Origin of the sequence: Pseudonocardia sp. Ae331_Ps2 (assembly GCF_001932405.1) — a bacterium.
GTDB lineage: Bacteria > Actinomycetota > Actinomycetes > Mycobacteriales > Pseudonocardiaceae > Pseudonocardia.
The window spans coordinates 5,001,506-5,027,344 of record NZ_MCIM01000001.1 but is presented as its reverse complement, the minus strand read 5'-3'; the positions used below and the strand labels follow the sequence as shown (position 1 = coordinate 5,027,344).

Annotated in this window: 21 protein-coding genes; 9 read left to right on the top strand and 12 right to left on the bottom strand. The window is 76.0% G+C overall.

Features of this window, described 5'->3' with window-relative positions; genetic code table 11:
• Positions 1-41: 41 nt before the first annotated feature.
• Genes Ae331Ps2_RS23520 through Ae331Ps2_RS23505 form a run of 4 tightly spaced genes read left to right on the top strand, consistent with a single transcriptional unit; the run spans position 42 to position 5,015 of the window.
• The gene (locus tag Ae331Ps2_RS23520; protein WP_075306504.1) at positions 42-1,592 is read left to right on the top strand and encodes an ABC transporter substrate-binding protein; all 1,551 of its coding nucleotides are present in this window, start codon (positions 42-44) and stop codon (positions 1,590-1,592) included.
• On the top strand, positions 1,589-2,563 hold the full coding sequence (locus tag Ae331Ps2_RS23515; protein WP_020622743.1) for an ABC transporter permease: 975 nt from the start codon (positions 1,589-1,591) through the stop codon (positions 2,561-2,563). The genes Ae331Ps2_RS23520 and Ae331Ps2_RS23515 overlap by 4 nt, the downstream gene beginning before the upstream one ends.
• Positions 2,560-3,441, top strand: a complete 882-nt coding sequence (locus tag Ae331Ps2_RS23510; protein ID WP_075306506.1) for an ABC transporter permease — start codon at positions 2,560-2,562, stop codon at positions 3,439-3,441. Before Ae331Ps2_RS23515 ends, Ae331Ps2_RS23510 begins: the two co-directional genes overlap by 4 nt.
• Positions 3,438-5,015 carry an ABC transporter ATP-binding protein gene (locus Ae331Ps2_RS23505; RefSeq protein WP_075306508.1) on the top strand — a complete coding sequence of 526 codons (1,578 nt, stop codon included), beginning with the start codon at positions 3,438-3,440 and terminating at the stop codon, positions 5,013-5,015. Before Ae331Ps2_RS23510 ends, Ae331Ps2_RS23505 begins: the two co-directional genes overlap by 4 nt.
• Positions 5,016-5,036: 21 nt before the next feature.
• On the opposite strand, the gene Ae331Ps2_RS23500 is transcribed toward Ae331Ps2_RS23505, so the two are convergent.
• From Ae331Ps2_RS23500 to Ae331Ps2_RS23485, 4 genes are all read right to left on the bottom strand, one after another.
• A complete protein-coding gene (locus Ae331Ps2_RS23500; protein WP_043276998.1) occupies positions 5,037-5,660 on the bottom strand; it encodes a malonic semialdehyde reductase in 624 nt (207 codons plus the stop codon).
• Between the two features lie 69 nt (positions 5,661-5,729).
• Positions 5,730-6,632: an aldose 1-epimerase family protein gene (locus Ae331Ps2_RS23495; protein ID WP_249265565.1), complete on the bottom strand. Its 903-nt coding sequence runs from the start codon at positions 6,630-6,632 to the stop codon at positions 5,730-5,732.
• Between the two features lie 57 nt (positions 6,633-6,689).
• A complete protein-coding gene (locus Ae331Ps2_RS23490; RefSeq protein WP_075329796.1) occupies positions 6,690-10,277 on the bottom strand; it encodes an AAA family ATPase in 3,588 nt (1,195 codons plus the stop codon).
• Entirely contained in the window at positions 10,274-11,500 is a 1,227-nt protein-coding gene (locus Ae331Ps2_RS23485) for a DNA repair exonuclease (RefSeq protein WP_075306513.1), read from the bottom strand. Before Ae331Ps2_RS23485 ends, Ae331Ps2_RS23490 begins: the two co-directional genes overlap by 4 nt.
• A gap of 224 nt (positions 11,501-11,724) precedes the next feature.
• Between Ae331Ps2_RS23485 and Ae331Ps2_RS31465 the strand changes: the two genes are divergently transcribed.
• Complete coding sequence (locus Ae331Ps2_RS31465; RefSeq protein WP_075306515.1) at positions 11,725-11,907, top strand: hypothetical protein; 183 nt, start codon at positions 11,725-11,727, stop codon at positions 11,905-11,907.
• Complete coding sequence (locus Ae331Ps2_RS31460) at positions 11,904-12,131, top strand: hypothetical protein (RefSeq protein WP_139318720.1); 228 nt, start codon at positions 11,904-11,906, stop codon at positions 12,129-12,131. The genes Ae331Ps2_RS31465 and Ae331Ps2_RS31460 overlap by 4 nt, the downstream gene beginning before the upstream one ends.
• A gap of 7 nt (positions 12,132-12,138) precedes the next feature.
• Here the strand turns inward: Ae331Ps2_RS31460 and nhaA are convergent, their stop codons facing one another.
• From nhaA to edd, 3 genes are all read right to left on the bottom strand, one after another.
• Positions 12,139-13,464 (bottom strand): Na+/H+ antiporter NhaA, encoded by a 1,326-nt coding sequence (nhaA, locus tag Ae331Ps2_RS23470; RefSeq protein ID WP_369804834.1) that lies wholly within the window; start codon positions 13,462-13,464, stop codon positions 12,139-12,141.
• Between the two features lie 313 nt (positions 13,465-13,777).
• Positions 13,778-14,395 (bottom strand): bifunctional 4-hydroxy-2-oxoglutarate aldolase/2-dehydro-3-deoxy-phosphogluconate aldolase, encoded by a 618-nt coding sequence (gene eda / locus Ae331Ps2_RS23465; RefSeq protein WP_020627317.1) that lies wholly within the window; start codon positions 14,393-14,395, stop codon positions 13,778-13,780.
• A 31-nt stretch (positions 14,396-14,426) separates the two neighbouring features.
• Positions 14,427-16,274 carry a phosphogluconate dehydratase gene (edd, locus tag Ae331Ps2_RS23460; protein WP_075306519.1) on the bottom strand — a complete coding sequence of 616 codons (1,848 nt, stop codon included), beginning with the start codon at positions 16,272-16,274 and terminating at the stop codon, positions 14,427-14,429.
• 139 nt (positions 16,275-16,413) lie between these two features.
• Between edd and Ae331Ps2_RS23455 the strand changes: the two genes are divergently transcribed.
• Positions 16,414-17,592, top strand: coding sequence for an ROK family transcriptional regulator (locus Ae331Ps2_RS23455; RefSeq protein ID WP_075306521.1), 1,179 nt, complete (start codon positions 16,414-16,416; stop codon positions 17,590-17,592).
• Positions 17,593-17,597: 5 nt separating this feature from the next.
• Here the strand turns inward: Ae331Ps2_RS23455 and Ae331Ps2_RS23450 are convergent, their stop codons facing one another.
• Positions 17,598-18,335, bottom strand: a complete 738-nt coding sequence (locus Ae331Ps2_RS23450) for a GNAT family N-acetyltransferase (protein ID WP_337819505.1) — start codon at positions 18,333-18,335, stop codon at positions 17,598-17,600.
• Between the two features lie 154 nt (positions 18,336-18,489).
• Between Ae331Ps2_RS23450 and galK the strand changes: the two genes are divergently transcribed.
• Together galK and zwf are read left to right on the top strand one after the other, a co-directional pair.
• Complete coding sequence (gene galK, locus Ae331Ps2_RS23445) at positions 18,490-19,626, top strand: galactokinase (protein ID WP_075306525.1); 1,137 nt, start codon at positions 18,490-18,492, stop codon at positions 19,624-19,626.
• A gap of 118 nt (positions 19,627-19,744) precedes the next feature.
• Positions 19,745-21,262 (top strand): glucose-6-phosphate dehydrogenase, encoded by a 1,518-nt coding sequence (gene zwf / locus Ae331Ps2_RS23440; RefSeq protein WP_198932174.1) that lies wholly within the window; start codon positions 19,745-19,747, stop codon positions 21,260-21,262.
• A 7-nt stretch (positions 21,263-21,269) separates the two neighbouring features.
• Here the strand turns inward: zwf and Ae331Ps2_RS23435 are convergent, their stop codons facing one another.
• The 4 genes from Ae331Ps2_RS23435 to cobT all read right to left on the bottom strand — a co-directional run bounded on the left by Ae331Ps2_RS23435 (position 21,270) and on the right by cobT (position 25,763).
• Entirely contained in the window at positions 21,270-21,947 is a 678-nt protein-coding gene (locus Ae331Ps2_RS23435; RefSeq protein WP_020627323.1) for a cutinase family protein, read from the bottom strand.
• A gap of 139 nt (positions 21,948-22,086) precedes the next feature.
• Entirely contained in the window at positions 22,087-22,830 is a 744-nt protein-coding gene (cobM, locus tag Ae331Ps2_RS23430) for a precorrin-4 C(11)-methyltransferase (protein ID WP_075306527.1), read from the bottom strand.
• 10 nt (positions 22,831-22,840) lie between these two features.
• Positions 22,841-24,052, bottom strand: a complete 1,212-nt coding sequence (cbiE, locus tag Ae331Ps2_RS23425; protein ID WP_075306528.1) for a precorrin-6y C5,15-methyltransferase (decarboxylating) subunit CbiE — start codon at positions 24,050-24,052, stop codon at positions 22,841-22,843.
• Positions 24,045-25,763, bottom strand: a complete 1,719-nt coding sequence (gene cobT / locus Ae331Ps2_RS34375) for a nicotinate-nucleotide--dimethylbenzimidazole phosphoribosyltransferase (protein ID WP_198932173.1) — start codon at positions 25,761-25,763, stop codon at positions 24,045-24,047. Before cobT ends, cbiE begins: the two co-directional genes overlap by 8 nt.
• Positions 25,764-25,839: the final 76 nt, after the last annotated feature.

Sequence of the window (25,839 nt, the reverse complement as noted above, 5' to 3'; positions counted from 1 at the left end):
CGGCCCCGCACCTGCGGGGCCCTCCCCGAGGAGACAGCTCGATGACCAGCCCGACCCTGACGTCGCTGTCCCGGCGACGCCTGCTGGGCGGCGCGGCGGGACTCGCCGCGGCGGCCGTGCTCGCCGGCTGCGGCGGCCCCGCCGCGGCCCGCGACGCCGGTCCCCCGCGCCGCGGCGGCGTCCTGCGGGTGGGGGTGACCGGCGGCGGATCGTCGGACACCCTGGACCCGCACAGCCCCGCCACGAACCCCGACATCGCCCGCACGCTCAGCCTCTACGAGCCGCTGCTGCACTGGGACGACGCCTACACCCTGCAGCCCGCGGTCGCCGAGTCGGTGACGGCGGAGCCCGGGGCACGGGCCTGGACCGCGGTCATCCGCGCCGGCATCACCTTCCACGACGGCCGTCCGGTCACCCCGGACGACGTCGTCGCCACCTTCGCGCGGATCACCGACCCGTCCGACCCGAAGTCCGGGGCGTCGCAGTTCGGGATCCTCGACGACGTCGTCGTCGCCTCCGACCGGTCGGTGCGGTTCGTGCTGTCCGAGCCGTCCCCGATCTTCGACCAGTACCTGGCCGAGTACTCGTGCGGGATCGTCCCGGCCGACTTCTCGCTGGACAGGCCGGTCGGCACCGGGGCGTTCCGGTTCGCCTCGTTCACCCCCGGCCAGCAGAGCGCCTTCGTCCGCCACGACGGCTACTGGCGCCCGGACCAGCCCTACGTCGACCGCCTCGAGCTGATCAACTTCTCCGAGGACGACGCCCGGATCAACGCCCTGCTCTCCGGGCAGGTCGATGCGATCGACCAGGTCCCGCTGTCGCTGACCGAGGTGGTCGGCTCCTACGACTCGGTGCGGCTGCTGACCTCGGAGACCGGGTCGTGGCTGCCGTTCACCATGCGCGTCGACGTCGCCCCGTTCGACGACGTCCGGGTCCGCCAGGCGCTGCGTCTGGTCACCGGCCGCGGCGAGCTGGTCAACCAGGTGCTGTCCGGGCAGGGCGCCGCCGGCGTCGACCTCTACGCCCGCTTCGACCCGGACTACCTCGACCCGTCCCGCGAGCAGGACCTCGCCCGGGCCCGCGACCTGCTCGCCGCGGCCGGGAAGCCGAACCTCGCGGTGGAGCTGGTGACCTCCCCGATCCAGGCCGGCACCGTCGAGGCCGCGCAGGTGTTCGCCACCCAGGCCCGCGGCGCCGGGATCGACGTCGGGCTGCGCCGGGTCGACACCTCCACGTTCTTCTCCGACCAGTACCTGCAGTGGGAGTTCGCGCAGAGCTTCTGGAACACCCGCAACTACCTGCCGCAGGCCTCGCAGTCCTCGATGCCCGACGCACCGTTCAACGAGACGCACTGGACCGACGCGCAGTACCAGGGCCTGGTCCGCCGGGCCCGGTCCGAGCTGGACGCCGGGCGGCGGGCCCAGCTGGTGCGCGCGGCGCAGCGGATCGAGTTCGACCGCGGCGGCTACCTGATCTGGGGCTTCCCGGACCGGGTGGACGCCCACCAGGCCTACGTCGGCGGGCTCGTCCCGAACCGCACCGGGCTGTCCCTGTCCGGCTACGAGTTCCGGAAGGCGTGGGTGGACGCATGAGCCCGCTCGTCCGCATGATCCTGCGGCGCCTCGCGCTGTCGGTGCTGATCCTGCTCGTCGTGTCGGTGCTGATCTTCGCCGCGACGCTGCTGCTGCCCGGCGACCCCGCCCGGGCCATCCTCGGCCAGCAGGCCACCCCGGAACGGGTGGCGGCGCTGACCGCGCAGCTGGGCCTCGACCGGCCCGCGCCCGAGCGCTACCTCACCTGGCTGGGCGGTGTCCTGACCGGCGACCTCGGCTTCTCCGCCGCCACCGGCGGCCCGGTGTCGGAGCTGCTCGGAGACCGGATCGGGGCCTCGGCGCTGCTGCTGGTGCTGACCGCGCTCGTCTCCACCCCGGTCGCGCTCGCGCTGGGCGCGCGGGCCGCGGTCCGGCGCGGCACCCGGACCGACTCCGCGGTGTCCGGGGCCTCGCTGGTGCTGGCCGCGCTGCCGGAGTTCGTCATCGGCGTGCTGCTGGTCGTGCTGTTCGCGACCTCGGTGCTGCGGATCCTGCCGTCGGTGACGATCGCCCGGCCGGGCGAGCCGGTGTGGGCGCGACCCGAGCAGCTGGTGCTGCCGGTCGTGACGCTGGCACTGGTGGTGATCCCCTACGTGGTGCGGATGACCCGCGCGACGCTGTCGGAGACCCTCGACGCCGGCTACGTCGAGATGGCCCGGCTCAAGGGGCTGCCCGAGCGCACCGTGCTGTTCCGGCACGCCGTGCCGCACACGATCGGCCCGGTCGCCCAGGTGATCGCCCTGCAGCTGGCCTGGCTGGCCGGGGGCGTGGTCGTCGTCGAGTTCCTGTTCCGCTACCCCGGGATCGGGCAGGCGCTGATCGACGCCGTCGCCAACCGGGACGTGCAGGTCGTGCAGGCGATCACCCTCGTCATCGCGGCGTTCTACGTCGTGGTGAACCTCGCCGCGGACGTCGCCGGGATCCTGGCCGACCCGCGGATCCGGCACTCCTCGACCGGAGGTCCCGCATGACCGCCCCGTCCACCCCGTCCGCGCCCTCCGCGCCGTCCGGCCTGCTGCGCCGCACCTTCCGCCGCCGGCAAGCGCGGATCGGAGCCGTCCTCACCGTCCTGGTCGTCGCGGTCGCGCTGCTCGGCCCGCTCGTCGGGCCGCTGCTGACCGGCTACGGCGTCGACGACTTCGCCGGGCGGCCGTTCCGCGCCGAGGGCATCGCCGGCACCGACGACCTGGGCCGCGACGTGTTCACCCGGTTCCTCGCCGGCGGCGGACCGGTGCTGCTCTACGCGCTGGCCGCGACCGCGATCGGCGTCGTCGGCGGGACGGCGCTGGGCATGCTCGCCGGCTACTCCGGCACCACCGGCAGCCGGCTGGACACGCTGATCATGCGGGGCGGCGACGTGCTGCTGTCGTTCCCGCAGCTGGTGCTGGCACTGCTCGCGGTCGCCGTGCTCGGCTCGTCGGGCTGGCTGCTGGTGCTGGTCATCGGCATCACCCACGTCCCGCGGGTCGCGCGCGTCGCCCGGCAGGCGACGCTCTCGGTCGCCGGGCAGGACTACGTGCAGGCCGCCCGGATGTACGGGATGCCCCGGCGACGGATCCTCGCCACCGAGGTCCTGCCCAACATCACCGGCCCGCTGATGGTCGAGCTCGGCCTGCGGCTGACCTACTCGATCGACTACGTGGCGTCGCTGTCGTTCCTGGGACTGGGGGTGCAGCCGCCGGCGTCGGACTGGGGGCTGCAGATCAACGAGAACCGGATCGCGCTGATCGTCACGCCGTGGGGGGTGCTGCTGCCGGTGCTCGCGATCGCGGTCCTCACCGTCGGCACGAACATGATCACCGATGCGCTGGCGAAGGAGTCCGCGGACACGACGGGGGGCGGGGCATGAGCCGGACACCGACGATCGAGTGCACGGGGCTGCGGGTCGCGACGACCCACGGCCGCGAGGTGCTGCACGGCGTGGACTGGGCCGTCGCACCGGGCGAGATCCTGGCCCTGGTCGGCGAGTCCGGGTCGGGCAAGACCACCGCGGCGCTGGCCGCGCTCGGCCACTTCCGCGCCGGGCTGACCCACACCGGCGGGACGATGCGCTTCGCCGGGCACACCGAGTCCCACGACGACCTGCTCACGCTGCCCGCGGCGACGCTGCGCGGGGTCCGGGGCCGGCTGGTCTCCTACGTGCCGCAGGACCCGGCGCTGTCGCTGAACCCGGTGCTGCGCATCGGGCCGCAGGTCGCGGAGGTCCTCACCGCACACGGCTGGGAGGGTGACGTGGCCGCCCGGGTGCGGGAGGTGCTGACCGACGTCGGGCTGCCCGGCGACGACGCCTTCGCCGACCGCTACCCGCACCAGCTCTCCGGCGGACAGCAGCAGCGGGTCGGGATCGCGGCGGCGTTCGTGCACCGGCCCGACGTGGTGGTGCTCGACGAGCCGACGACCGGGCTGGACGTCACCACCCAGGACCTGGTGCTCGACACCGTGCGGGAGCTGGTGACCCGTTCCGGGACCGCCGCGCTCTACATCACCCACGACCTCGCCGTCGTCGCCGGGCTGGCCGACCGGGTCGCGGTCATGCAGGCCGGCGAGGTCGTCGAGACCGGAACCGTGCGCGCGGTGCTCACCGCGCCGGAGCACCCCTACACCCGGGCGCTGATCGCGGCGGTGCCGGACCTGCACCGGCAGACCGGGCGGGAGCCGGCACCGGCCGGTGAGCCGGTGCTGCGGGTGCGCGGTGCCGGGAAGCGCTACGGCGACCGCCCCGTGCTCGACGGCGTCGACCTGGAGCTGGCCGCCGGGGAGTGCCTGATGCTGCTGGGCGAGTCCGGGTCGGGGAAGACGACGCTGGCCCGTGGCCTGTCCGGGCTGCTGCCGCTCGACGCGGGCGAGCTGAGCCTGCACGGCGAGGCGCTCGCCACCCCGCGCAGCTACGCCCAGCTGCGCAGCGTGCAGTACGTGTTCCAGAGCCCGTTCGCGTCGCTGAACCCGCGGCGCACCGTCGCGAGCTCACTGGAGGTGCCGCTGCGGCACCTCACCGACCTCGACGCCGACGCCCGCCGGGACCGGGTGCTGCACATGCTGCGCCAGGTGCGGCTCGACGAGTCCTTCGCCCACCGCTACCCGGGCGGGCTGTCCGGCGGTGAGCGTCAGCGCGCGGCGATCGCCCGCGCCCTGGTCACCGCCCCGGACGTGCTGGTGTGCGACGAGGTCACCTCCGCGCTGGACGTCTCGGTGCAGGCCTCGATCGTCGAGCTGCTGGCGACGGTCCGCCGCGAGCTGGGCACCGCGATGCTGTTCGTGACGCACAACATCGCCCTCGCCCGGGAGGTCGCGGACCGGATCGCGGTGCTGCAGCAGGGCCGCATCGTCGAGCAGGGCACGGTGGACGAGGTCCTCACCGACCCGCAGCACGACTACACCCGCACCCTGCTGCAGCACACACCCTCGATGACGGCCGCACGGTGACGGCAGTGCGGGCGCGCCCGCTCAGGCGAAGTCGAGGACCTGCTCGGCCTCGAGGCGCGGCAGCCGCGGGTGCCAGGCGTCCGGGCCGGGGTGGCCCAGGTTGACCACCAGCAACGCGCGGTGCCGGCCGCCGGGGAAGAACTCCTCGGTGACGGCGTCGGCGTCGAAGCCGGCCATCGGGCCGGTCGCGAGACCGTGGGCGCGGGCCGCGAGCAGGAGGTAGCCGATCTGCAGCGACGCGTTGAACCGGGCCATCGGCTCGCGGCCCTCGCGACCCTGGGACTCCAGGCCCTCGCGGAAGCCGGGCTTGACCGGGAACGTGGTGTCCGAGTGCTCGTGGAAGTCCAGGTCTGCGGCCAGGATCGCGACGACCGGGGCGGCCTGGGACTTGGCCCGGTTGCCCTCGGCGAGCAGCGGCACCAGACGGGCCTTGCCCTCGTCGCTGCGGACGAACGTCACGCGCAGCGGCTGGGTGTTGGCCGCGGTCGGCGGCCACTGCGCCAGGTCCCACACCGCACGGAGCGTCTCGTCGCTGACGGGCTCGTCGGTGAAGGTGTTGGCGGTGCGGGCCTCGGTGAACAGCGCGGCGCGGCCGGCCTCGTCGAGACGGGGCAGGAGCACCGGGGAAGCGGTCTCAGCAGTCACGAAACGTAGAGCGTTCAACGACTTCGCCCGCATTCCCCGTTGCGCCGTGACACGAGTCACGTGCCGCGGTCACCCGGTGGCGTGGACGCCCCAGCGCAGCACCTGCGTCTCGCCAGGGACCAGCTCGATCAGGTCGGTGCCCGAGTTCAGCGCGTCCGGCGGGCAGGTCATCGGCTCGACCGCGATCGCCCGCGACGGCGTGACGACCCCGTCCGGGCCCTGGCGCGGGAAGTCCGACGGGGTGAAGACCTGCACCCAGCCGAACGCCGCGTCGGCCCACAGCTCGGTGCCCCCGCCGTCGCGGGCCCCGACGCGGTGCCGGACCCGGCCGTCGGCTCCGCCGTCCGGGCCGTCGCCGGGCGTGCAGCCGCCGAACGCGCCGTCCAGGACGAGGCCGGCGAGCTTGGTGCGGGAGATCGGGGCGGGCAGCGGCGCCGTCGGGCCGTCGGGCAGCTGCTCGCGCAGCGGCAGCTCGGTCCGCGCGGACAGGGTGAGCTCCAGCTCGTCGGTCGGGACGTCACCGACCCGCAGGTACGGGTGGAACCCCAGGCCGAACGGGACGGTCGCGTCCCCGAGGTTCTCCACCTCGGTGGTGACGGTGAGCCCGTCGCGGCCGACGGCGTAGGTCACCGTGAGCCGTACCGGCTGCGGCCAGCCGGGCTGCACCGGCGCGACGGCGGTCAGGGTGATCCGGTCGCCCGCCCGCTCCACCGGTGTCCACGGCACGTGCCGCAGCAGGCCGTGGATGGCGTTGCCGGCGTCGGGCTCGGTCAGCGCGAGCCGGTGACGGGTCCCGCGGTGGGTCCAGACACCGCCGCGGACCCGGTTCGGCCAGGGCGCGAGCACCGCCCCGGAGCCCTTCGGCGGGCGTGCCGTGGGCGGGTGCGGCTCGGTCCGGACCCGGCCGCCCTGGGGGAACCCGGCCAGCGCCGCCCCGACCTCGTCGACCTCGGCCCGGGAGTCGCCGCTCACGATCACGAACCGTTCACCGCACGCGTCCACGTCGGTGAGTCTCCGTGATCGCTCCGCTCAGCCGGCCAGCGGGGTCGCGCGGGCGGTGTCGGGGTCGCCGACGACCTCGACCGGGGCGGGCGGCCCCAGCTCGGCCACGGTGAACGCGACACCCGCGTCCCGGGCGAGGCCGACGACGTGCTCGTGGTGGGTGAACAGCAGCACCTGCGCGGTGGCGGCCAGCTCCCCCAGCACGGCGACGGCGGCGGCGCCGCGCTCGTCGTCGAAGGTCATGAGGACGTCGTCGAACACGACCGGCACCGTCGGCAGCCCGGCGGCGACCCGGTCGGCCTGCAGCTGCTCGATCCCGGCCAGGCGCAGCGCGAGGTGCACCTGGTCGGCGGCGCCCTCCGAGAGCCGGGTCGGCGCGAGCTCCTCGCCGTCGGCCCGCACCGCGACCAGGCTGCGTCCGGTGCCGCCCGCCTCGGCCGGGGGCCGCAGCGCGACGAACCGGCCGCCGGTGAGGCGTTCGAGCACCACCCCGGCGCGGACCAGCAGCGGGGAGGCGTGGCTGCGTTCGTAGGCCTCCAGCTCGCGGCGCAGGATCTCGCGCTGCAGGTGCAGCACCAGGTAGCGCTCCGCGGCGTCGGCGACGCCCGCCAGCTCGGACTGGGCGCGGGCGTGCAGCTCGGCGGCGCCCTCGGCCTCCTCCAGCTCGCGGCGCCGGGCCCGCAGCCCGCCCAGCTGCTCACGGACCTCGTCCTGCTCGGCCCCGAGCTCGCGCTCGTGGGCCTGCGCCCGGTCGAGCGCCTCGGTCAGCGCACCGGGCTCGGTGTCCGGGGCGGCGGTGACCAGCTCGTCCGCGTCGAGGTCGGGCGCCGCGGCGGCCAGCAGCCGCTCCTGCTCGGCGATGCGGGTGTCGAGCACGGCGACGTGCGCGCCGCGCTGCGCCGCGGCCTCCAGCCCACCCGGCTCCGGGGCCTCGGTCAGCGCCAGCTCGACGGCGAGCCGGTCCAGCACCGCGGTGGCCGCGGCCGCGCTGCGGGCGGCGCGGGTGGCGTCGTCCTCGGCGGCGGCGATGCCGTCGTCGAGGTGGCCCGCCGAGACCGCGGCCTTGGTGACCTCGCGGACCCGGTCGGCGAGCTCACCGAGCCGGTCCACGGCATCGGTACCGGTCGGCGCGGGCTCCAGGTGCCGCTCCACCAGCGCGACGACCGCCCGCCCGTGTACGGCGACGGCGCGCTCCAGGCGGCGGGCCTCCTCGTCGTCCTGGCGGGCGAGTGCCCCCGCGGTCCGGGCGTCGGCGACGGTGTCGCGGCGGGTGTCCCAGCCCGCGGGCTCCAGATCGGTGGGCAGTCCGGCGCCGCGCAGCGCGAACCGCCAGCGCTGGGCGGCCAGCTCGCGCTCGTGCCGGGCGGCATCGGCCGCTCCCCCGGCGCGTTCGGCCTCGCTGCGCAGCCGGGCCAGCAGCACCCGCCGGTCGCGGGCGTGCTCGGCCTCGGTGGCGAGGTCCGCGGCGGCGACGAGCAGCACGTCCAGCGGGGCGCCGTCGCGCGGGCGCCCGGCCGCGGCGAGCGCGGAAGCCAGCGCCCGCTCCTGCACCTCGGCCTGGTCGCGCAGCCGGGCGAGACGCTCGTCGGCGCGGGCGGCGTCGTCCTCGGCGCGGGCGGCCTCGGTCAGCGCGGCGACGACGGCGTCGGCGTCGTCCGGGTCCGGGACGGCGACGCCGTGCGCCCGCCACAGCGTCGCCCAGGCCGCGGCCGCGGCGGCGGTGCGCTCCGCGGCCGCGGTGGCGGCGGCCGCGGTGCGGGCGGCCTCGGCGTCGGCGGTGTCGAGCTCGGCGTCGCGGTGCGCCAGCTCGGCGACCCGGTCCGCGGAGGCGATCATGTCGTCGGCGACCCGGTCGGCCCCGGCGAGGGCGGCCGAGAGCCTGCCCGCGGCCGCGGCGGCGCCGTCCGGCCCGGCGGCGAGCAGCTCGTCCAGCGCGGCGTCGCGGGCGGCCCGGGCGGCGGCGAGCGCGTCCGCGCCGACCGGGCGGCCGTCGGCGGCCACCCCGTCGCGGGCGGCCCTTGCCCGGTGCGCGCGGTCCGCGGCGTCCGCGGCGGCCCGCTCGGCCCCCCGCTGGTCGGACTCCGCGGCGCGCAGTGCGGCCCGCAGCTCCCGGACCTCACGGCGCGGCGGGGCCAGCACGCCGGGACCGACCACCCCTGTGCCGTCCACCGCGGGGCCGTCCACCGCGGGGCCGTCCACCGTGGGGCCGTCGGGGGTGCCGCGGTACCCGGCCGCGACGAGCGCCTCGGCACGGCGGCCACGGGCGGCGTCGCGCTCGGCGACGGCGGCCCGGCACAGCGCGGCGGCCGAGCCCTCGGCCTCGATCGCGCGCCGGACCTCGGCGACCCGGCCGACCCGGTCGGCGTCGAGACCGCCCGGGACGTCGGCCACCTCGCGGACCTCGGCGAGCGCGTCGGCGTGCAGCCGCTCCGCCCTGGTCTGCTCGGCGATCGCCTCGGTGAGGCGTCGGGCGTGCTCGTCGAGATCACGGGCACGGTCGGCCGGCAGGTGGACGGCGGCGAGCCGGTCGGCGGGGCTGCGCCCGTCCTCGGCGACCAGTCCGGCCAGCGCGGTCTCGGCGCGACGGTGGGCCTCGGCGGCCTCGGCGCGCAGCCGGGCCGCCCGCTCGGCGTCGGCGCGCCGGGCCTGGGCGGCGGACTCCAGCTCGCGGACCCGGGTGGCGTCGGCGAGCAGGTCCTCGTCGAGGTCGAGCTCGGCGCGCCGGGCCCGCAGCGCGTCGGCGGTGGCGCGGTGCTCGTCGCGGGCGGTCTCGGCGTCGGCCAGCGCGGCGGTGGCGCGGGTGTACTCCTCCAGGGAGGCCGCATCCAGGGCGGCGCCGGTCGCACACAGCGCGGCGCGCTCGGCCCGCAGCGCGGCCAGCTCCCGGGCCGGCTCCTGGGCGCGGACGGCCTGCCGGGCCTTCTCCGCCGCCACCGCCGCCCCGCGACGGGTGCGGGTCAGCTCCGCGGCGCGGCGCTCCAGCCGGGCGATCTCCTCGGCCAGCGCCGTGACCTCACCGGCCCGCGAGACCCGCTCCTCCACGGCCTTCTCGGTCGCGGTGAACCGGGCGAACGCCGCCCGCACCTCGACCGACCGGTTGCCCCGGTGCTCCTTGAACAGGGCGTCGGCCTCGGTGTCCAGTGCGGCGATCAGGGCTCGGGCGTCGCGGCCGCTGCGCGCGGTGAACACCAGCTCGGCGAGGTCCCCCTCACCCGCGCACAGGGCCCGGCCGCCCTCGCGCAGGTCCTCGTGGCCGAGCCCGAAGCCCTCCCGCCAGCGGCGCCGGGCGTCGGCACCGGACTCGCCCCAGGGCGGGTCGGCGACGGCGCCGGTGTCGTCGTGCAGGCCGCGGGTGGTGCGGCGCAGCACGGTCTCCCCGTCGGCGCCGGTGACCCGGGCCGAGACGGCCAGCCGCGACGGGCCGACGGCGTAGGCGTGGCGCACCGGGCGGGGCATCCCCCACAGCAGGTCGGACAGGGCGTCGAGCAGGGTGGTCTTGCCCGCCTCGTTGGGGCCGGACACGATCGTCAGCCCCTCGCCGAGGGTCAGCTCACGGCCCTCGTAGGCGCCGTAGCGCTCCAGGACCAGGGTGCGCAGCCGGGCGGTCGGGCTCACGACCCGGCCATCCGGGCCAGCAGCTGCTGCTCGGCCTGGCGGGCGAGCGCGGCGAGTCGCTCGTCGTCGCGCAGGTCCAGCAGGCCCGCCTCGCGCAGCCGGCGGCCGACCTCGCGTTCCAGCGGGGCGGCGAGCTCGCGGATGCGGTCCGGCTCGGCGGCCAGGCCGGCCGCGGCCGCGGACACCGCCGCCGTCAGCTCCGGGTCGACGGCGAGCGCTCCGGCGGGCGGCCGGGTGCGGTTGCGGACCTTCTCCAGGACCGCTCCGCAGCGCTCGGCGAGCAGCTCCAGCTCGGTGCGGACCCCGTCCGCGGAGGTGAGGTCCGCGGCGGCCTGGCCCGCGCCGTACAGCGTGACCTGGGCGACGACGGTCCGCGGCGCGGCCACCACGCAGCGCTCGCGCAGCGCGACCTCGACGGCGTCGTAGACGTCGTCGGCGCCGCCCAGGCCGGTGATGTCGACCTCGACGAGCTCCCAGCGGGCGACGTCGAGGACGAGCGGGGTGACCGTCGCCGCTGCGCCGGGGGCCGCGTCGACGAGCAGGGCGCCCTTCGCACCGCGCTCCTGCGGGTGGCGGCCCTGCAGGTTCCCGGAGAACCAGGCCGGGTGCGGGCCCTCGCAGACCGCGCGCTGCTCGTGCACGTGGCCGAGGGCGAAGTACTCGTAGCCGCAGCCGGACAGGTCCTCGGGGCGGCAGGGGGCGTAGGTGTCGTGCCGGTCGTCGCCCTGCACCGAGGTGTGCAGCATGCCGACGTTGACCAGGCCGGGGATCCGGTCGGGGTAGGCGGGCACGAGGTTCTCCAGGACCGCGCGGCGGGCGAAGCCCTGGCCGTGCACGGCGAGGCCGAGGTCGTCGTCGACGACGGTCTCGGGGGCGTCCACCGAGAGCCGGCGGGTGGTCGGCGGGAGCCGCAGCGACCGGGTGATCTCGGACTCGGCGTCGTGGTTGCCGCTGATGAGGAACACCGGGATGCCCTCGTCGTGCAGCCGCGACAGCTGCCGGACGAAGAACGCGCCGGTCGCGTAGTCCTTCCAGTCGCCGTCGTAGACGTCGCCGGCCAGCACCAGCGCCTCGGCCCGGGAGTCGACGACCGCGTCGACGAGGTTCTCGCAGGCCCGCCGGGTCGCCGCGCGCAGCGTCGCGGCGAGCTCGGAGTCCCCGAGCCGCGACAGGCCGCGCAGCGGGCTGTCGAGGTGCAGGTCGGCGGCGTGCACGAAGCGCACGGAGGAACTCCCGGAGCGGTCGGGTACGGGGGAACCGCCGAGTCTAGGACGGGGCCCTCGCCTATCCCCGCCGCGACACCGCCCGCCCGGTCATCGATGACGGCGCCGCAGGTCAGGTGGGGCGCACCACACAGCGGCGCCGGTCACGTTCCGGTGTCCGGATGATGGCCGGTGGGTGGATCCTGGCCGTCCGATCCCGAGAGAGAGCCGCGAGGTCGAGCCCGATGATCCAGCTCTGCGAACGCTGCTTCGCCCCCGTCGACACCGCGACCGAGCGCGTCTACCGGTTGTCCCACATCGAGTCGGCCGACGCGGCGGGCGAGGTGACCTGGCGCGAGGCCGTCGTGCACGTCGAGGCGTGCGTCCCCGCGGGCACCGTGATCCCGGCCGGTCGGTGGGCGGCGTGATCCGGGACGCGCTCTGCGATCGCTGCCTCAACCCGATCGACCCGACGGCCGAGCCGCTGCGGATGCGCACCCACGGCGGGACGGCGCCCGACGGCGGGCCCGTGCGCAGCTTCGTGCACGCCCTGCCCTGCGCGCGCCCGGACACCGGGGACTGGGACCACGGGCGTCGCGGTCTGTCCCCGGCGGCGGTGCAGCACGCGGCGGCCCGCGCCGACCACCGCTGAGCGGCCCTCAGCCGTCCGGGCGGGTCCGGTCCTCCTGCTGGGACTCGACGTCCCGGATCCGCCGGTAGTGGGCGTTGCGGGTGCGCAGCACCACGGTCGCGAGCAGCGCCGCGAGCAGCGAGCCGCCGAGCACACCGATCTTCACGTGGTCGTCCTGCGGGGTGCCGGTGCCGAAGGCCAGCTCACCCACGAGCAGCGACACGGTGAACCCGATCCCGGCGAGCTGCGCGAGGCCGAGCAGGTCCCACCAGGACAGGTCGTCGGACAGCTCGGCCCGGGTGCACCGCTGCACCAGCCACGTCGCGCCGAGCACGCCCACGGTCTTGCCGACCACCAGCCCCGCGACGACACCGAGGGTGACGGTGTCGGCCAGGGCGGCACCGATGCCCCCGCCCCCGCCCCCGCCGTCGCCGTTGCCGTTGCCGTTGCCGCCGACGACGGTGACCCCGGCGGCGAAGAAGGCGAACACCGGTACCGCGAACCCGGCCGACAGCGGGCGCCACCGGTGCTCGAAGTGCTCCGACAGCGACACCCCGTGCACCCGGCGCCGACCGAGGACCGGCACCACGAAGCCGAGCAGCACCCCGGCGACGGTGGCGTGCACCCCCGATGCGTGGACGAGCACCCAGGTCAGGGCGGCGAGCGGTAGCAGCACCCACCAGGACCGGACCCCGCGCTGCACCGCGAGGGTGAACAGCGCGAGCGGGACGAGCGCGCCGAGCAGCGCGGCCACCGACAGCCGGTCGGTGTAGAACACGGCGATCACGGTGATGGCCAGCAGGTCGTCGACGACGGCGAGGGTCAGCAGGAAGGTCCGCAACGCGGTCGGCAGGTGGGTCCCGATCACGGCGAGCACCGCGAGGGCGAAGGCGATGTCGGTGGCGGTCGGGATGGCCCAACCGACCAGGGCGTCGGGGTTCGCGAGGTTGATCGCGACGTAGATCAGGGCGGGCACCGCCATGCCGCCGACGGCCGCGGCGACCGGGAGCAGCGCCGTGCGCGGGTCACGCAGGTCCCCGGCCAGGAACTCGCGCTTGAGCTCCAGCCCGACGACGAAGAAGAAGACCGCCAGCAGCCCGTCGGCGGCCCAGGTCGCGAGCGACAGGTCCAGGTGCAGCGCGGCGGGGCCGACGGTGAACCCGGCCAGCGCGGTGTAGGCGTCGCGCCAGGGCGAGTTGGCGAACAGCAGCGCCGCCGCCGCCGCGCTCACGAGCAGGACACCGCCGACGGTCTCGGTGCGCAGCACGTCGGCGACCCGGCGGGCGCGCGGCCAGGACCCGCGGGGGAACAGGCGTCGGCGGGTGGGGGTGGTGGGCACGGGACCGGTGTTCACGGGGCTCCGGGGAGGTCGGGCGGGCAGCGGACAGCGCTCGCCGACCAGACTTCCCGGCACACCGGTACGGGATCCTAACGGCCGCCGGCGTCGGCGTCAGCCCGTTCGAGGCGCACACCACCGGCGGCCCGACGCCCCGGCGCGGCCCCCTCGTGCCGTCCCCGGGCGTCAGGATCGCGTCCGGATCCCACCCGCCCGTGCCGCAGCGGCGCCACCATGGCGCGGTGAGCGACATCGCCGGAGCGGCCCTGGTCCTCGGCTACGTGCTGCTGGCCGTGCTGGCGGCCCGGGCCGTGCTGCGTTCGCCGAACCGTCAGCCGAGCGCCGCGGCGGCCGCGGCGAGCCCGCGGATCCGGTCGAAGTCCCCCGCGGCGACGGCGTCGGCCGGGGTCAGCCAGGACCCCCCGACGCAGGAGACGGTGGGCAACGCGAGGTAGTCCGGCGCGGAGTCGACGGTGATCCCGCCGGTCGGGCAGAACCGCAGGTCCGGCAGCGGCCCGGCGACGGCCTTCAGGAACGGGCGCCCGCCCGCCGCCTCGGCCGGGAAGAACTTGCACGCGGTGTGTCCGCGCTCGGCGACGGCCATCATCTCCGAGATGGTCGCGGTGCCGGGGAGGAAGTCCAGTCCGGAGTCCTCCATCGCGTCGAGCAGCCGCGGCGTCGCGCCGGGGCTGACCAGGAAGCGGGCGCCCGCCTCGACCGAGGCGCGCACGTCGTCGGGGGTGCGGACGGTCCCGGTGCCGACGACGGCGTCGGGCACCTCGGCCGCGATCCGGCGGACGCCCTCGAGCGCGGCCGGGGTCCGCAGGGTCACCTCGATGACCGGCAGCCCGCCGTCGACCAGGGCGCGGGCGAGCGGGACGGCCGTCGCCGCGTCGTGCAGCACGACGACGGGGACGACGGGGGCCAGCTCCAGCAGCTTCTCGCTCACGGGCGGGGTCCTCTCGGTGGGGCAGGGCGGCTCAGTAGGGCAGGGCGACGGTCGCGCCGGCGTCGGCGGGTCCGACGGCGGCCCGGAACGCGCCGAACAGCTCGCGACCGGTGCCGGTCGTCGGACCGGAGGGGCGGGTGGGTCGGGCGGGCTCGCGGGCGTCGAACTCGTCGGCGTCGACCAGCAGGGACAGCGTGCCGTTCAGGGTGTCCAGACGTACCAGGTCGCCGTCGCGGACGCTGCGCAGCGGTCCGCCCTGTGCGGCCTCCGGGGTGACGTGCAGTGCGGCCGGGACCTTGCCCGAGGCGCCGGACATGCGGCCGTCGGTGACGATCGCGACCTGGTGGCCGCGGTCCTGCAGCAGCCCCAGCGCGGGGGTCAGCTTGTGCAGCTCGGGCATGCCGTTGGCACGCGGGCCCTGGTACCGGACGACGGCGACCAGGTCGCGCCCGTCGAGCTCGCCCGCGGCGAACGCGGCCAGCAGGTCGTCCTGGTCGTCGAAGACCACGGCCGGTGCCTCGACGACGCGGTGGTCGGGCTCGACGGCGGAGGTCTTGACCACCGACCGGCCGAGGTTGCCGTGCAGCACGCGCAGCCCGCCGTCCGGGGAGAACGGGTCGGCGACCGAGCGGAGCACCGACTTGTCCAGGCTCTCGGTGGTGCCCTCGCGCCACACCAGCGCCCCGGTGTCCCCGTCCAGGAAGGGTTCGCGGGTGTAGCGGCGCAGGCCGGGGCCGTCGACGGTGCGGACGTCGTCGTGGGCCAGACCGTGGTCGAGCAGCTCGCGGACCAGCAGAGCCGTGCCGCCCGCGGCGTGGAAGTGGTTCACGTCCGCCGAGCCGTTGGGGTAGATCCGGGCCAGCAGCGGCACGACCGCGGACAGGTCCGAGAAGTCGTCCCAGGTGATCTGCACGCCCGCGGCGGCGGCCATCGCGACCAGGTGCATCGTGTGGTTGGTGGAGCCACCGGTGGCCAGCAGCGCGACGATCCCGTTGACCACGGCCTTCTCGTCGACGACCGCGCCCATCGCCCGGTCCGAGTCCCCCGCGGCGGCGAGTGCGCGGCGGGCGACCTCGTCGGTCAGGGCGTCGCGCAGCGCGGTGCCGGGGTTGACGAACGACGACCCCGGCAGGTGCAGGCCCATGACCTCCATCAGGAGCTGGTTGGAGTTCGCGGTGCCGAAGAAGGTGCAGGTCCCGGGGCCGTGGTAGCTGGCCGACTCGGCCCGGAGCAGCTCGGCGCGGTCGGCCTCGCCCGCGGCGAACGCCTGTCGGACGCGGGCCTTGTCCTTGTTCGGCAGGCCGGAGGTCATCGGGCCGGCCGGGGCGAGCAGCACCGGCAGGTGGCCGAAGGACAGCGCCCCCATCACCAGGCCGGGGACGATCTTGTCGCAGACCCCGAGCAGGACGGCGGCGTCGAACATGTCGTGGCTCAGCGCGATCGCGGTGGACATCGCGATGACGTCGCGGGAGAACAGCGACAGCTCCATGCCCGCGCGGCCCTGGGTGATCCCGTCGCACATGGCGGGGACCCCACCGGCGACCTGGGCGACCCCGCCCGCCGCGCGGGCCGCGGCCTTGATCCGCGCCGGGTAGGTCTCGAACGGCTGGTGCGCCGAGAGCATGTCGTTGTAGGCGGTGACGATGCCGATGTTGCGGGCGGGCGACGCGGTGAGCGTCAGCTTGTCCGGGCCGCACGCGGCGACGGCGTGGGCGAGGTTGGCGCATCCGAGGTCGACGCGGCCGGGACCGGCTGCGGGCCCCGCGGCGGCGGCCGCACGGATGCGCTCGAGGTAGGCGGATCGGGTGGTGGCCGAGCGGGCGACGACCCGCCGGGTGACGGCGTCGACGACGGGGTGCAGCGGGACGGAAGCGGTCACGGTACGTCGATCTCCAGAGGGTGGGGGGCCTGGCGAACCGTTCGATAAGCACTCTATCGACTGACTTATGTACTCACAAGACGTTAGTGCGACTGCATCAGCGTTTCACCAGGTGGAAGCCCTGTGGTTCACTGGACGAATGCGAGGACGCACCCCGACCAGCGCGCCCGCCACGGCGGGCGAGATCTTCCGGCTGGTCCGGGACGGCGTGGCCGGGACCCGGACCGAGATCGGTCGCGAGACCGGCCTGTCCCGGACCGCGGTCGCCGCACGCGTCGACCGGCTGCTCGCCGACGGCCTGGTCACCGAGGTGGTCGGCGCCGCCGCGACCGGCGGGCGCCCCGCCGCGCGCCTGGAGTTCAACGCCGCCGGCGGCACCGTGCTGGCGCTGTCGGTCGGGGTCAGCCGGTCCAAGGCTGCCGTGTGCGACCTGTCCGGCACCGTGCTCGCCGAGGAGGTCGTGGACATCCCCGCCTCCGCCGGTCCGGAGCACCTGCTCTCCGAGGCGGTCATCCGGCTGGAGAAGCTGCTGCTCACCGCCGGTGTGGACGACGCGACGATCCGCGGCATCGGGTTGTCGATCCCGGGCACCGTGGACGGCGAGCGGGGCTGGTCGGTGGGTGTCCCCGCGCTGCCCGGCTGGGAGCGGATCGCGCTGCCGCCGCTGCTCACCGCGCGCTTCCCGGCCCCGGTGCTGGTCGACAACGACGTGAACGTCATGGCCCTGGCCGAGCACGACGCGCATCCCGACGTCGACGACCTGTTGATGGTCAAGATCGGGTCCGGGGTCGGTGCCGGGCTCGTCTGCGGCGGGGTGCTGCAGCGCGGCGCCTGGGGCGCGGCGGGCGAGATCGGGCACACCCCGGTCCACGACGGGCCGGGCATCGGCTGCGGCTGCGGGAACATCGACTGCCTGGAGGTGCTGGCCTCGGGCCGCGCCCTGGTGCGCGACCTCGCCGAGTGCGGGCAGCCGGTCACCGCGATCGCCGACGTCGTCGCGCTGGTCAAGCAGGGCGACCCGGACGCGGTGCGGCTGGTGCGCATCGCCGGGCGCCGGCTCGGCGAGGTCCTCGCCGCAGCGGTGAACCTGGTCAACCCCGCGCTGGTCGCGATCGGCGGGGACCTGGTCGGGGCGTTCGACCCGCTCGTCGCGGGCGTGCGGGAGGCGATCTACCGGCGCTCGATGGCCGCGGCCACCCAGAACCTGCGCATCGAGCCGGGCCTGCTCAGCGGGCGCTCCGGCGTGATGGGCTGCGCGATCCTGGTGCTCGACGAGGTGCTCTCCCCCGGCTCCGTCGACGCCGCCCTGTCGGCCTGAGCCGCTCAGCGGTGCGGCACGCGCAGCAGGTCGAACCGCATCGCGCGGGCCAGCGTGAACCCCATCGCTTCGTAGAGCCGGATCGCGCCGTGGTTGTCGGCGGCCGTGTGCAGCACGGGGCGCTCGCCGCGGGCGACGATCCCGGCTGCGACGGCGTCGACCAGGCGGCGGGCCAGACCGCGGCCCCGGTACTGCGGGTCGGTGCAGACCGCGCTGATCTCGGTCGCCCCGGCGGCACCCTCGCCGCCGAGGCGCATCCGCTCCCCCGCCATCGCGACCAGCCGGCCGTCGTGGCGGACGCCGAGGTAGCGGCCCAGCTCGGCGGTGCGCGCAAGCCACGGCCCCGGTCGGGTGCGCGCGGTGAGATCCGCCATCTCCGGCCGGTCCGCCGGGCCCAGCTCGACGACGTCGTCGGCGGCCGCGCCCGGCACCGCGGAGCCGTCCATCTGCACCCCGGGGATCGCACGGAGCAGCTCCCAGTCCGCCGGGACCCGGGGTGGCCCGTCGGCGGAGCGCACGACGACCACCTCCCCGCCCGGCCCGCACAGCGCCGCGAGGTCGGCCCAGTCACCGGCGCTGCCGTGGCCGTCCCGGTCGAGCGGGAGCGCCCCGAACGGCGACACCTCCGGGTCGAAGCGCACCGCGCCACCGCGGGTCGCGCCGAAGGCGCCGAGCCGCCCGCGCAGGGTGGAGGTCACCGGGTCGTTCAGGACGGACTCGAGGCGATCGGACACGTCGGGCACGGAGGTCATCGTGCCCCGGCTCCCCGGCCCCGCGGCGCGGGGGTCGGCTACCGTGCCCGCGCCCCGGACCGGCCACCGAGTCCGCCACAGGGTCCGCCACAAAGTCCGCCACCGAGCCCGCCAGCGATCACGCACCAGTACGACCGGAGCTGCCATGTCCATCGTCTCCGACGCCTTCACCACCCGTCACGGGGCCGCCCCGACCGGGGTCTGGTTCGCCCCCGGGCGGGTCAACCTGATCGGCGAGCACACCGACTACAACGACGGCTTCGTGCTGCCCTTCGCGCTGCCGCACCGGGCCGTCGTCGCCGCCGCGCCCGCGACCGGTGGCCGCAGCCGCGTCCGGTCGGTGCAGGAGCCCGGCGGAGCGGTGGAGTTCTCCGCGGCATCGGTGGTGCCGGGCCAGGTCCCGGGGTGGGCCGCCTACGTGGCCGGGACCTGCTGGGCGTTCCGCGAGGCCGGGTACCCGGTGGGCGAGGTCGAGCTGGAGCTGGACTCCGACGTGCCGGTCGGGGCCGGGCTGTCGTCGTCGGCCGCGGTGGAGTGCGCGGTCGGCGTCGCGCTCGCCGGACTCGCCGGGATCGACGTCGACCCCACGACGCTGGCCCGGATCGCGCGGTGCGCGGAGAACGAGTTCGTCGGCGCCCCCACCGGCGGGATGGACCAGATGGCCTCGATGCACGGCCGCGCAGGTCGGCTGGTGTTCCTCGACACCCGCGACGACACCGTCGAGCTCGTACCCTTCGACCTGCCGGCGCACGGCCTGGAGCTGCTGGTCGTCGACACCCGTGCGCCGCACGCACACGCCTCGGGCGAGTACGGCGCCCGGCGTGCCGACTGCGAGGCCGCGGCCGCGGCGCTCGGCGTCGCGGCCCTGCGCGACGCGGGCCCGGACGACCTGTCCCGCATCGCCGACGAGCGGATCCGCCGCCGGGCCCGGCACATCGTGACCGAGAACGACCGGGTCGTCGAGACCGTGCGCCTGCTCACCGGCGGCGCGGACCCGCGGGCGATCGGGCCGCTGCTCGATGCCTCGCACGCCTCGATGCGCGACGACTCCGAGATCACCGTCCCGCACGTCGACGTGGCGGTGGAGGCGGCCCGCGCCGGCGGCGCGACCGGCGCCCGGATGACCGGCGGCGGTTTCGGCGGCTGCGTGATCGCGCTGGTCGAGGCCGACGCCGCGGCCGCGGTCGCGGCGTCGGTGCGCGAGGCCTACGCACAGCGCGGCTGGACCGAGCCGGTCGTGTTCACCGGAACGCCGTCGGACGGGGCCGGCCGGCTGGCCTGACCGCACACCCCTTCCGCCTTTCGCGGGCGGAACGGAATCGGTACAGTACGGAAGTGCCCGTCATGCGGGCCCTGGCACCGCTCGACCCGCACCCGTTCGCTTACCGAGGAGACGGCTCGTGCCGCACCCCCTTCCCGTCATGGCCCCCGCCGACGTCGTCGTGTTCGGCGGCACCGGCGATCTCGCGATGCGCAAGCTGCTGCCCGCGCTCTACCTCCGCGACCGCGACGGCCAGCTCGCCGACGACACCCGCATCGTCGCCGTGTCCCGCTCCGGGCTCGACGACCCCGGCTACCGCGACAAGGTCGACTCCGAGCTGCGGCGCACCGCCCCGCGCTGGGCCGGCCCCGACGCCTGCGCCGACGACGCGCAGCACCGCCGCTTCCTGGACCGACTGCACCACGTGACCCTCGACGTCGCCGACGACGACTGGTCGCTGCTGTCGGACCTGATCGGGGCGCCCTCGCCGGGCCGCACCCGGGTGCTCTACCTCGCCTCCGCCCCGCAGCTGTTCGGCCGGATCTGCGTCGGCAGCGCGGCCGCCGGCATCGTCGACGAGCACACCCGCGTCGTGCTGGAGAAGCCGCTGGGCACCGACCTGGCGTCGGCGCAGGCGATCAACGACGAGGTCGGCTCGGTGTTCTCCGAGGAGCAGATCTACCGGATCGACCACTACCTCGGTAAGGAGACGGTGCAGAACCTGCTGGTCCTGCGCTTCGGCAACTCCCTGTTCGAGCCGCTCTGGAACGCCTCGCAGATCGACCACGTGCAGATCACCGTCGCCGAGTCGATCGGCGTCGGGAACCGCGCGGACTACTACGACGGTTCCGGCGCGCTGCGCGACATGGTGCAGAACCACCTGCTGCAGCTGCTGTGCCTGGTCGCGATGGAGCCGCCTGCCAAGATCGACGGCGAGGGCGTGCGCGACGAGAAGCTGAAGGTCCTGCAGTCGCTGCGGCCGCTCGACGGTCCGGACGTGGTGCGCGACACCGTGCGCGGGCAGTACGTCGAGGGGCTCGTCGACGGCACCGCGGTGCCCGGCTACGCCACCGAGCTGGCCGAGTCCCGCGCCGGGACCCCGCGGGAGCGGGAGCGCTCCTCCACCGAGACCTTCGTGGCGCTGCGCGCCGAGGTCGCCAACTGGCGCTGGGCCGGGGTGCCGTTCTACCTGCGCACCGGCAAGCGGCTCGCGACCCACGCGTCGGAGATCGTGGTGCAGTTCAAGCCGGTCCGGCACTCGATCTTCCCCGCGTTCGGCGAGGAGATCCCGGCCAACCGGCTCGTCCTGCGGCTGCAGCCCGACGAGGGGGTGCGGCTGCACATGACGGCCAAGCAGCCCGGCCCCGGCGGGATCCGCCCGATCCCGGCGCCGCTGGACCTGAGCTTCGCCCGCACCTTCGGCGACCGGCTGCCCGACGCCTACGAGCGGCTGCTCATGGACGTGCTGCGCGGCAACCCGACCCTGTTCATGCGCCGCGACGAGATCGAGGCCGCGTGGCGGTGGGCCGAGCCGATCCTGCGGACCTGGGAGGCGACCGACCAGCGGCCGCGCCCCTACAGCGCGGGCAGCCACGGCCCGGCCTCGGCCACCGCGCTGATCGAGCGCGACGGCCGGGCCTGGCACGAGGACTACTGAGCCGGGCTCAGCCGCCGATCCGCTGCACGGCGAACGTCGTGGCGGCGGTCCGGTCGCTCGCGTAGCGGTAGTGCCCCGCGCCGGTCGCCCCGCGCTGGCAGAAGTTGTCTGTGGCGTTGCAGTAGGAGCGGATCGAGGACGCGTAGGCCGACAGCGCGCCGCGCGAGCGGGCGAACACGCCGTTGCGGGCCGCGGAGTAGCTGCCGGTGTTGTAGCTCTCGCGGCCGTTGAACGTCGGGTCGCCGAAGAGCAGCACGGCCGGGATGCGGTCGGCGCCGGGTACGCCGCCCGCGGCCAGGGTGTCCCCGATGACCTGGGCGCCCTGCGAGTAGCCGATCAGGACGAACCGGGTGGACGGACACTGTGCGGAGGTCGCCGCCAGCCTGCTGCGCAGCGCGGACACCCCCTGGCGCACGCTGCTCGCGTAGTTGCCGAGCGAGGCCGGGTAGACCAGGTCGTGGGTCCGGACGGTCTGCGCGGACCGTGACTGGATCGACGACGCCTGCGGGCCCGCGATGCTGCCGCCGCCCTGGGCCTCGGTGCTGCCGCGTACGGCGATCGTCTCGATCTGCGGGCACCCGGTCGGCGGGGCGGGTGCCGCGCCCGCCGTGGGGGCGGCGACGACGCTCGCCAGCACGATGCCGACCGCGGCCGCGATCCCGGTGACGACGGTCCTGATCTGCACGGCTGCTTCCTCCCACCGCCCGACGCCGACCCTCCGATCGGGTGCGTCCAGTGGGCCACGTGCGCGTTCGATCGATGATCGTCGCGCGCCCGGATGCCACCGTCGGGCGGCGAACGGACGACGAGCGGTCGCCGCGTCGTCAGCTCCGGCAGCGGTCCGCGCTGTAGAGGTGCGAGTCCGGGAAGTGCCGGGCCGCGAGCGCCTCGCCGACGATGATCACGGCGGTGCGCTGGATGCCTGCCTCGTCGACGGCCTTGGGCATCTGCTCCAGGGTCCCCCGCAGCACGATCTCGTGTGCGCGCGACGCGTGCGCCACCACCGCGGCCGGGCAGTCGCCGCCGTAGGACGGGGCGAGCGCGTCGACGACCTCGGCGATGCGGTGCACGGCCAGGTGCAGCACGACGGTGCCGCCGGCGTTGCCCAGCTTGTCGAGACCCTCGTTCTCCGGCATCGGGGTCGCGCGCGCCGCGATCCGGGTGAGGGTGACCGTCTGGGCGACCGTGGGGACGGTGAGCTCGCGGCCCAGCGCCGCGGCCGCCGCCGCGTAGGCGGGGACGCCGGGGCACACGTCGTAGGGCACGCCGGCCGCCTCCAGCCGGCGCATCTGCTCGGCCATCGCGGAGAACACCGACGGGTCACCGGAGGCGAGCCGGGCGACGTCGAGCCCGTGCCGGTGCGCGCGCACCATCTCGTCCAGGATCTCGTCGAGCGTCATCAGCGCCGTGTCGACGGTGCGGGCCCCGGGCGGGCAGATCTCCAGCATCTGCGGCGGCACCAGGCTGCCCGCGTAGAGGCAGACCGGGGAGGCCGCGATCAGGTCGCGGGCCCGCAGGGTCAGCAGGTCGACGGCACCGGGTCCGGCCCCGATGAAGTGCACCGTCACGGTTCGGTCCTCACGAGGGGTTCCTCCAGCTCCACAGGGTCACAGGCATGGCGGGGCGCCATCCGTGGAAGCCGCCGACGGGGACGGCGCGGGCGACCTGCACCCGCACGAGGTCCCCGCCGTGCGCGGCGTGGGCGGCGGCCAGGGCCGCCTCGGTCTGCACCGTGACCGCGTTGGCGACCAGGCGACCGCCCGGGCCCAGCGCGGCCAGGCAGGCGTCGAGGACGCCATCGCGGGTCAGCCCGCCGCCGACGAACACGACGTCGGGGCGTTCCAGCCCGGCCAGCACGTCCGGCGCGGGGCCGGTCACCACCCGCAGGCCGGGGACGCCGAGGGCCGCGGCGTTGGCGGCGACCCGGTCGGCGCGCTCGGGACGGCTCTCGACGGCGATCGCGCGGCACCGCGGGTGCGCCCGCATCCACTCGATGCCGATCGAGCCGGACCCGGCGCCGACGTCCCACAGCAGCTCCCCCGCGCGGGGCGCGAGGTGGGCGAGGGTGACGGCGCGGACCTCGCGCTTGGTGAGCTGTCCGTCGTGGTCGTAGGCGTCGTCGGGGAGGCCGGGCGTCTCCCCCGGCGGGACCAGCCCGGCGTCGGGCACGCACTCGAGGGCGACGACGTTCAACGCGTCCGCCTCGCCCCGCCAGGCCGCGGCGGTGGCGGACACCCGGCGCTCGTCGGGCGCGCCGAGCCGTTCCAGGACCGTCATCCGCGACCCACCCCACCCGGCGCCGGCGAGCAGCCCGGCGATCTCGGTGGGCGACCCGGCTCCGGCCGAGAGCACGACCAGGCGGGCGCCCGGGGCCAGCGCCCGGCGCAGCGCGTCGAGCGGGCGGCCGACGACGCTGAGCACCGCGACGTGCTCCGAGCCCCAGCCCAGGCGGGCGCACGCCAGCGCCACCGACGACGGGTGGGTCAGCACTCGCAGCCGGTCCGGCCCGGCGACGCGGGCGAGCGTGGCGCCGATCCCGAAGAACATCGGGTCGCCGGAGGCGAGCACCGCGACGCGGCGGCCGGACAGCTCGTCGAGGATCCCGGGCAGCGCCGGGACCAGCGGCGACGGCCACGCCCGCCGCTCCCCGGCGACGTCGGCGGGCAGCAGGTCTAGCTGGCGGGGCCCGCCGAGCAGCATCTCGGCGTCGCGCAGGGCGTCGCGGTGGGTCTCCGGCAGCCCGGCCCACCCGTCGGCACCGACCCCGACGACGGTGAGCGGGTCACCCACCGGTCTTGTCCGTGACCCCGGCGGCGTCGAAGGTGGCGACGTCGGCCATCGCCCGCGCCGCGCCCTGCAGCACCGGCAGCGCGAGCAGCGCGCCGGTGCCCTCGCCGAGGCGCATGTCGAGCTCCAGCAGCGGCGCCAGGCCGAGATGGTCCAGGGCGAGCGCACCGCCCGGCTCGGCGGAGCGGTGCCCGCCCAGGCAGTAGCCGGTGACCTCCGGGGCGAACGCGGCGGCGACGAGCGCGGCGGAGCCGGCGATGATGCCGTCGAGCACCACGGGGGTGCGCAGCGCGGCGGCGCCCAGGACGAACCCGGCCAGTCCCGCGTGCTCCAGCCCGCCGACGGCGGCCAGCACCCCGAGCGGGTCGGCCGGATCGGGCCGGTGCCGCTCCAGGGCACGACGTACGACGTCGGTCTTGCGGGCCAGGGTCTCGTCGTCGACGCCGGTGCCGCGCCCGGTCGCGACGGCCGGGTCGGCCCCGGTGAAGGCACACACCAGCGCGGCCGCGGCGGTGGTGTTGGCGATGCCCATGTCCCCGGTGAGCAGGCAGCGGTTCCCGGCGGCGACCAGGTCTCGGGCGACCTCGATGCCGTGCTCCAGTGCCGCGCGGGCCTGCTCGCGGGTCATCGCGGGCCCGGCGGTCATGTCCGCGGTGCCGGACGCGACCTTGCGCGGGAGCAGCCCCGGGACGGCATCCAGCTCGGCGGCCACCCCGACGTCGACGACGAGCACCTCCGCCCCGAGCTGACGGGCGAACGCGTTCACCACGGCACCGCCCGCGGTGAAGTTCGCGACCATCTGCGCGGTGACCTCCTGCGGCCACGGGGTGACACCCTGGGCGTGGACGCCGTGGTCGCCGGCGAAGATCGCGACCGCGGCCGGGGACGGCACCGGCGGCACCTCGGCGCCGGCGATTCCGGCCAGCGCGACGGCGACGTCCTCCACCCGGCCGAGCGCGCCACGCGGCTTGGTCATGCGGTCGAGCCGGTCGCGGGCCGCGGCCCGGGCGGCGTCGTCGACCGGTGCGACGGCCTCCACGGTGGACTCCAGCAGCGCGGTGGGTGCGGCGCCGGGCAGCCCGCGGGCACCCCAGGTGTCCTGGTGCACCGCCCAGTCCAGCGGGCGGCGCCGGGCCCAGCCGTGCTGCTCCAGCTCGGGCCGGTCGGGGAAGGCGTCCACGTGGCCGACGCACAGGTAGGCGACGACCTCGACGTGTGCGGGCAGCCCGAGCAGCGCGCCGAGCTCGGTGAGCCCCTCGTCACCGAAGAACGACACCCAGCCGACGCCGAGGCCCTCGGCCCGGGCGGCCAGCCACAGGTTCTGCACCGCGAGCGCGGCGGAGTAGGGGCCCATCTCGGGCCGTTCGTGCCGGCCGAGGGTGTGGCGACCGCCGCGGGTGGCGTCGGCGGTCACGACGACGTTCAGCGGGGTCTCCCGGATCGCCTCCACCCGGATCGCGCGCAGCGCCTCGGCGCGGGCGGCGGGCAGCGACGCGGCGTAGCGGTCGCGCTGGGCGGAGACCAGGGCGTGCACGCGCTCGCGGACGGCCGCGTCGCGGACCAGCACGAAGTCCCAGGGCTGGGAGAACCCGACGCTCGGAGCGGCGTGCGCGGCCGCCAGGACGCGGGTGAGGACGTCGTCGTCGACCGGATCGGGCCGGAAGCCGGTACGGACGTCACGGCGGGAGTGCAGGACGTCGTAGAAGTCCGTCACGTCGGCATTCCTCCTGCGGTACACGGCACGGCGACGGATGAGACGACCACACGTCCGTCGAGGTGGTCAACTGTCC

Bases quoted from the DNA above. Each gene is read 5' to 3' on its own strand.
- Ae331Ps2_RS23520 (WP_075306504.1), top strand. From the start codon at position 42: ATGACCAGCCCGACCCTGACGTCGCTGTCCCGGCGACGCCTGCTGGGC.
- Ae331Ps2_RS23505 (WP_075306508.1), top strand. From the start codon at position 3,438: ATGAGCCGGACACCGACGATCGAGTGCACGGGGCTGCGGGTCGCGACG.
- Ae331Ps2_RS23455 (WP_075306521.1), top strand. From the start codon at position 16,414: ATGCGAGGACGCACCCCGACCAGCGCGCCCGCCACGGCGGGCGAGATC.
- Ae331Ps2_RS23515 (WP_020622743.1), top strand. From the start codon at position 1,589: ATGAGCCCGCTCGTCCGCATGATCCTGCGGCGCCTCGCGCTGTCGGTG.
- Ae331Ps2_RS23510 (WP_075306506.1), top strand. From the start codon at position 2,560: ATGACCGCCCCGTCCACCCCGTCCGCGCCCTCCGCGCCGTCCGGCCTG.
- galK (WP_075306525.1), top strand. From the start codon at position 18,490: ATGTCCATCGTCTCCGACGCCTTCACCACCCGTCACGGGGCCGCCCCG.
- Ae331Ps2_RS31465 (WP_075306515.1), top strand. From the start codon at position 11,725: ATGATCCAGCTCTGCGAACGCTGCTTCGCCCCCGTCGACACCGCGACC.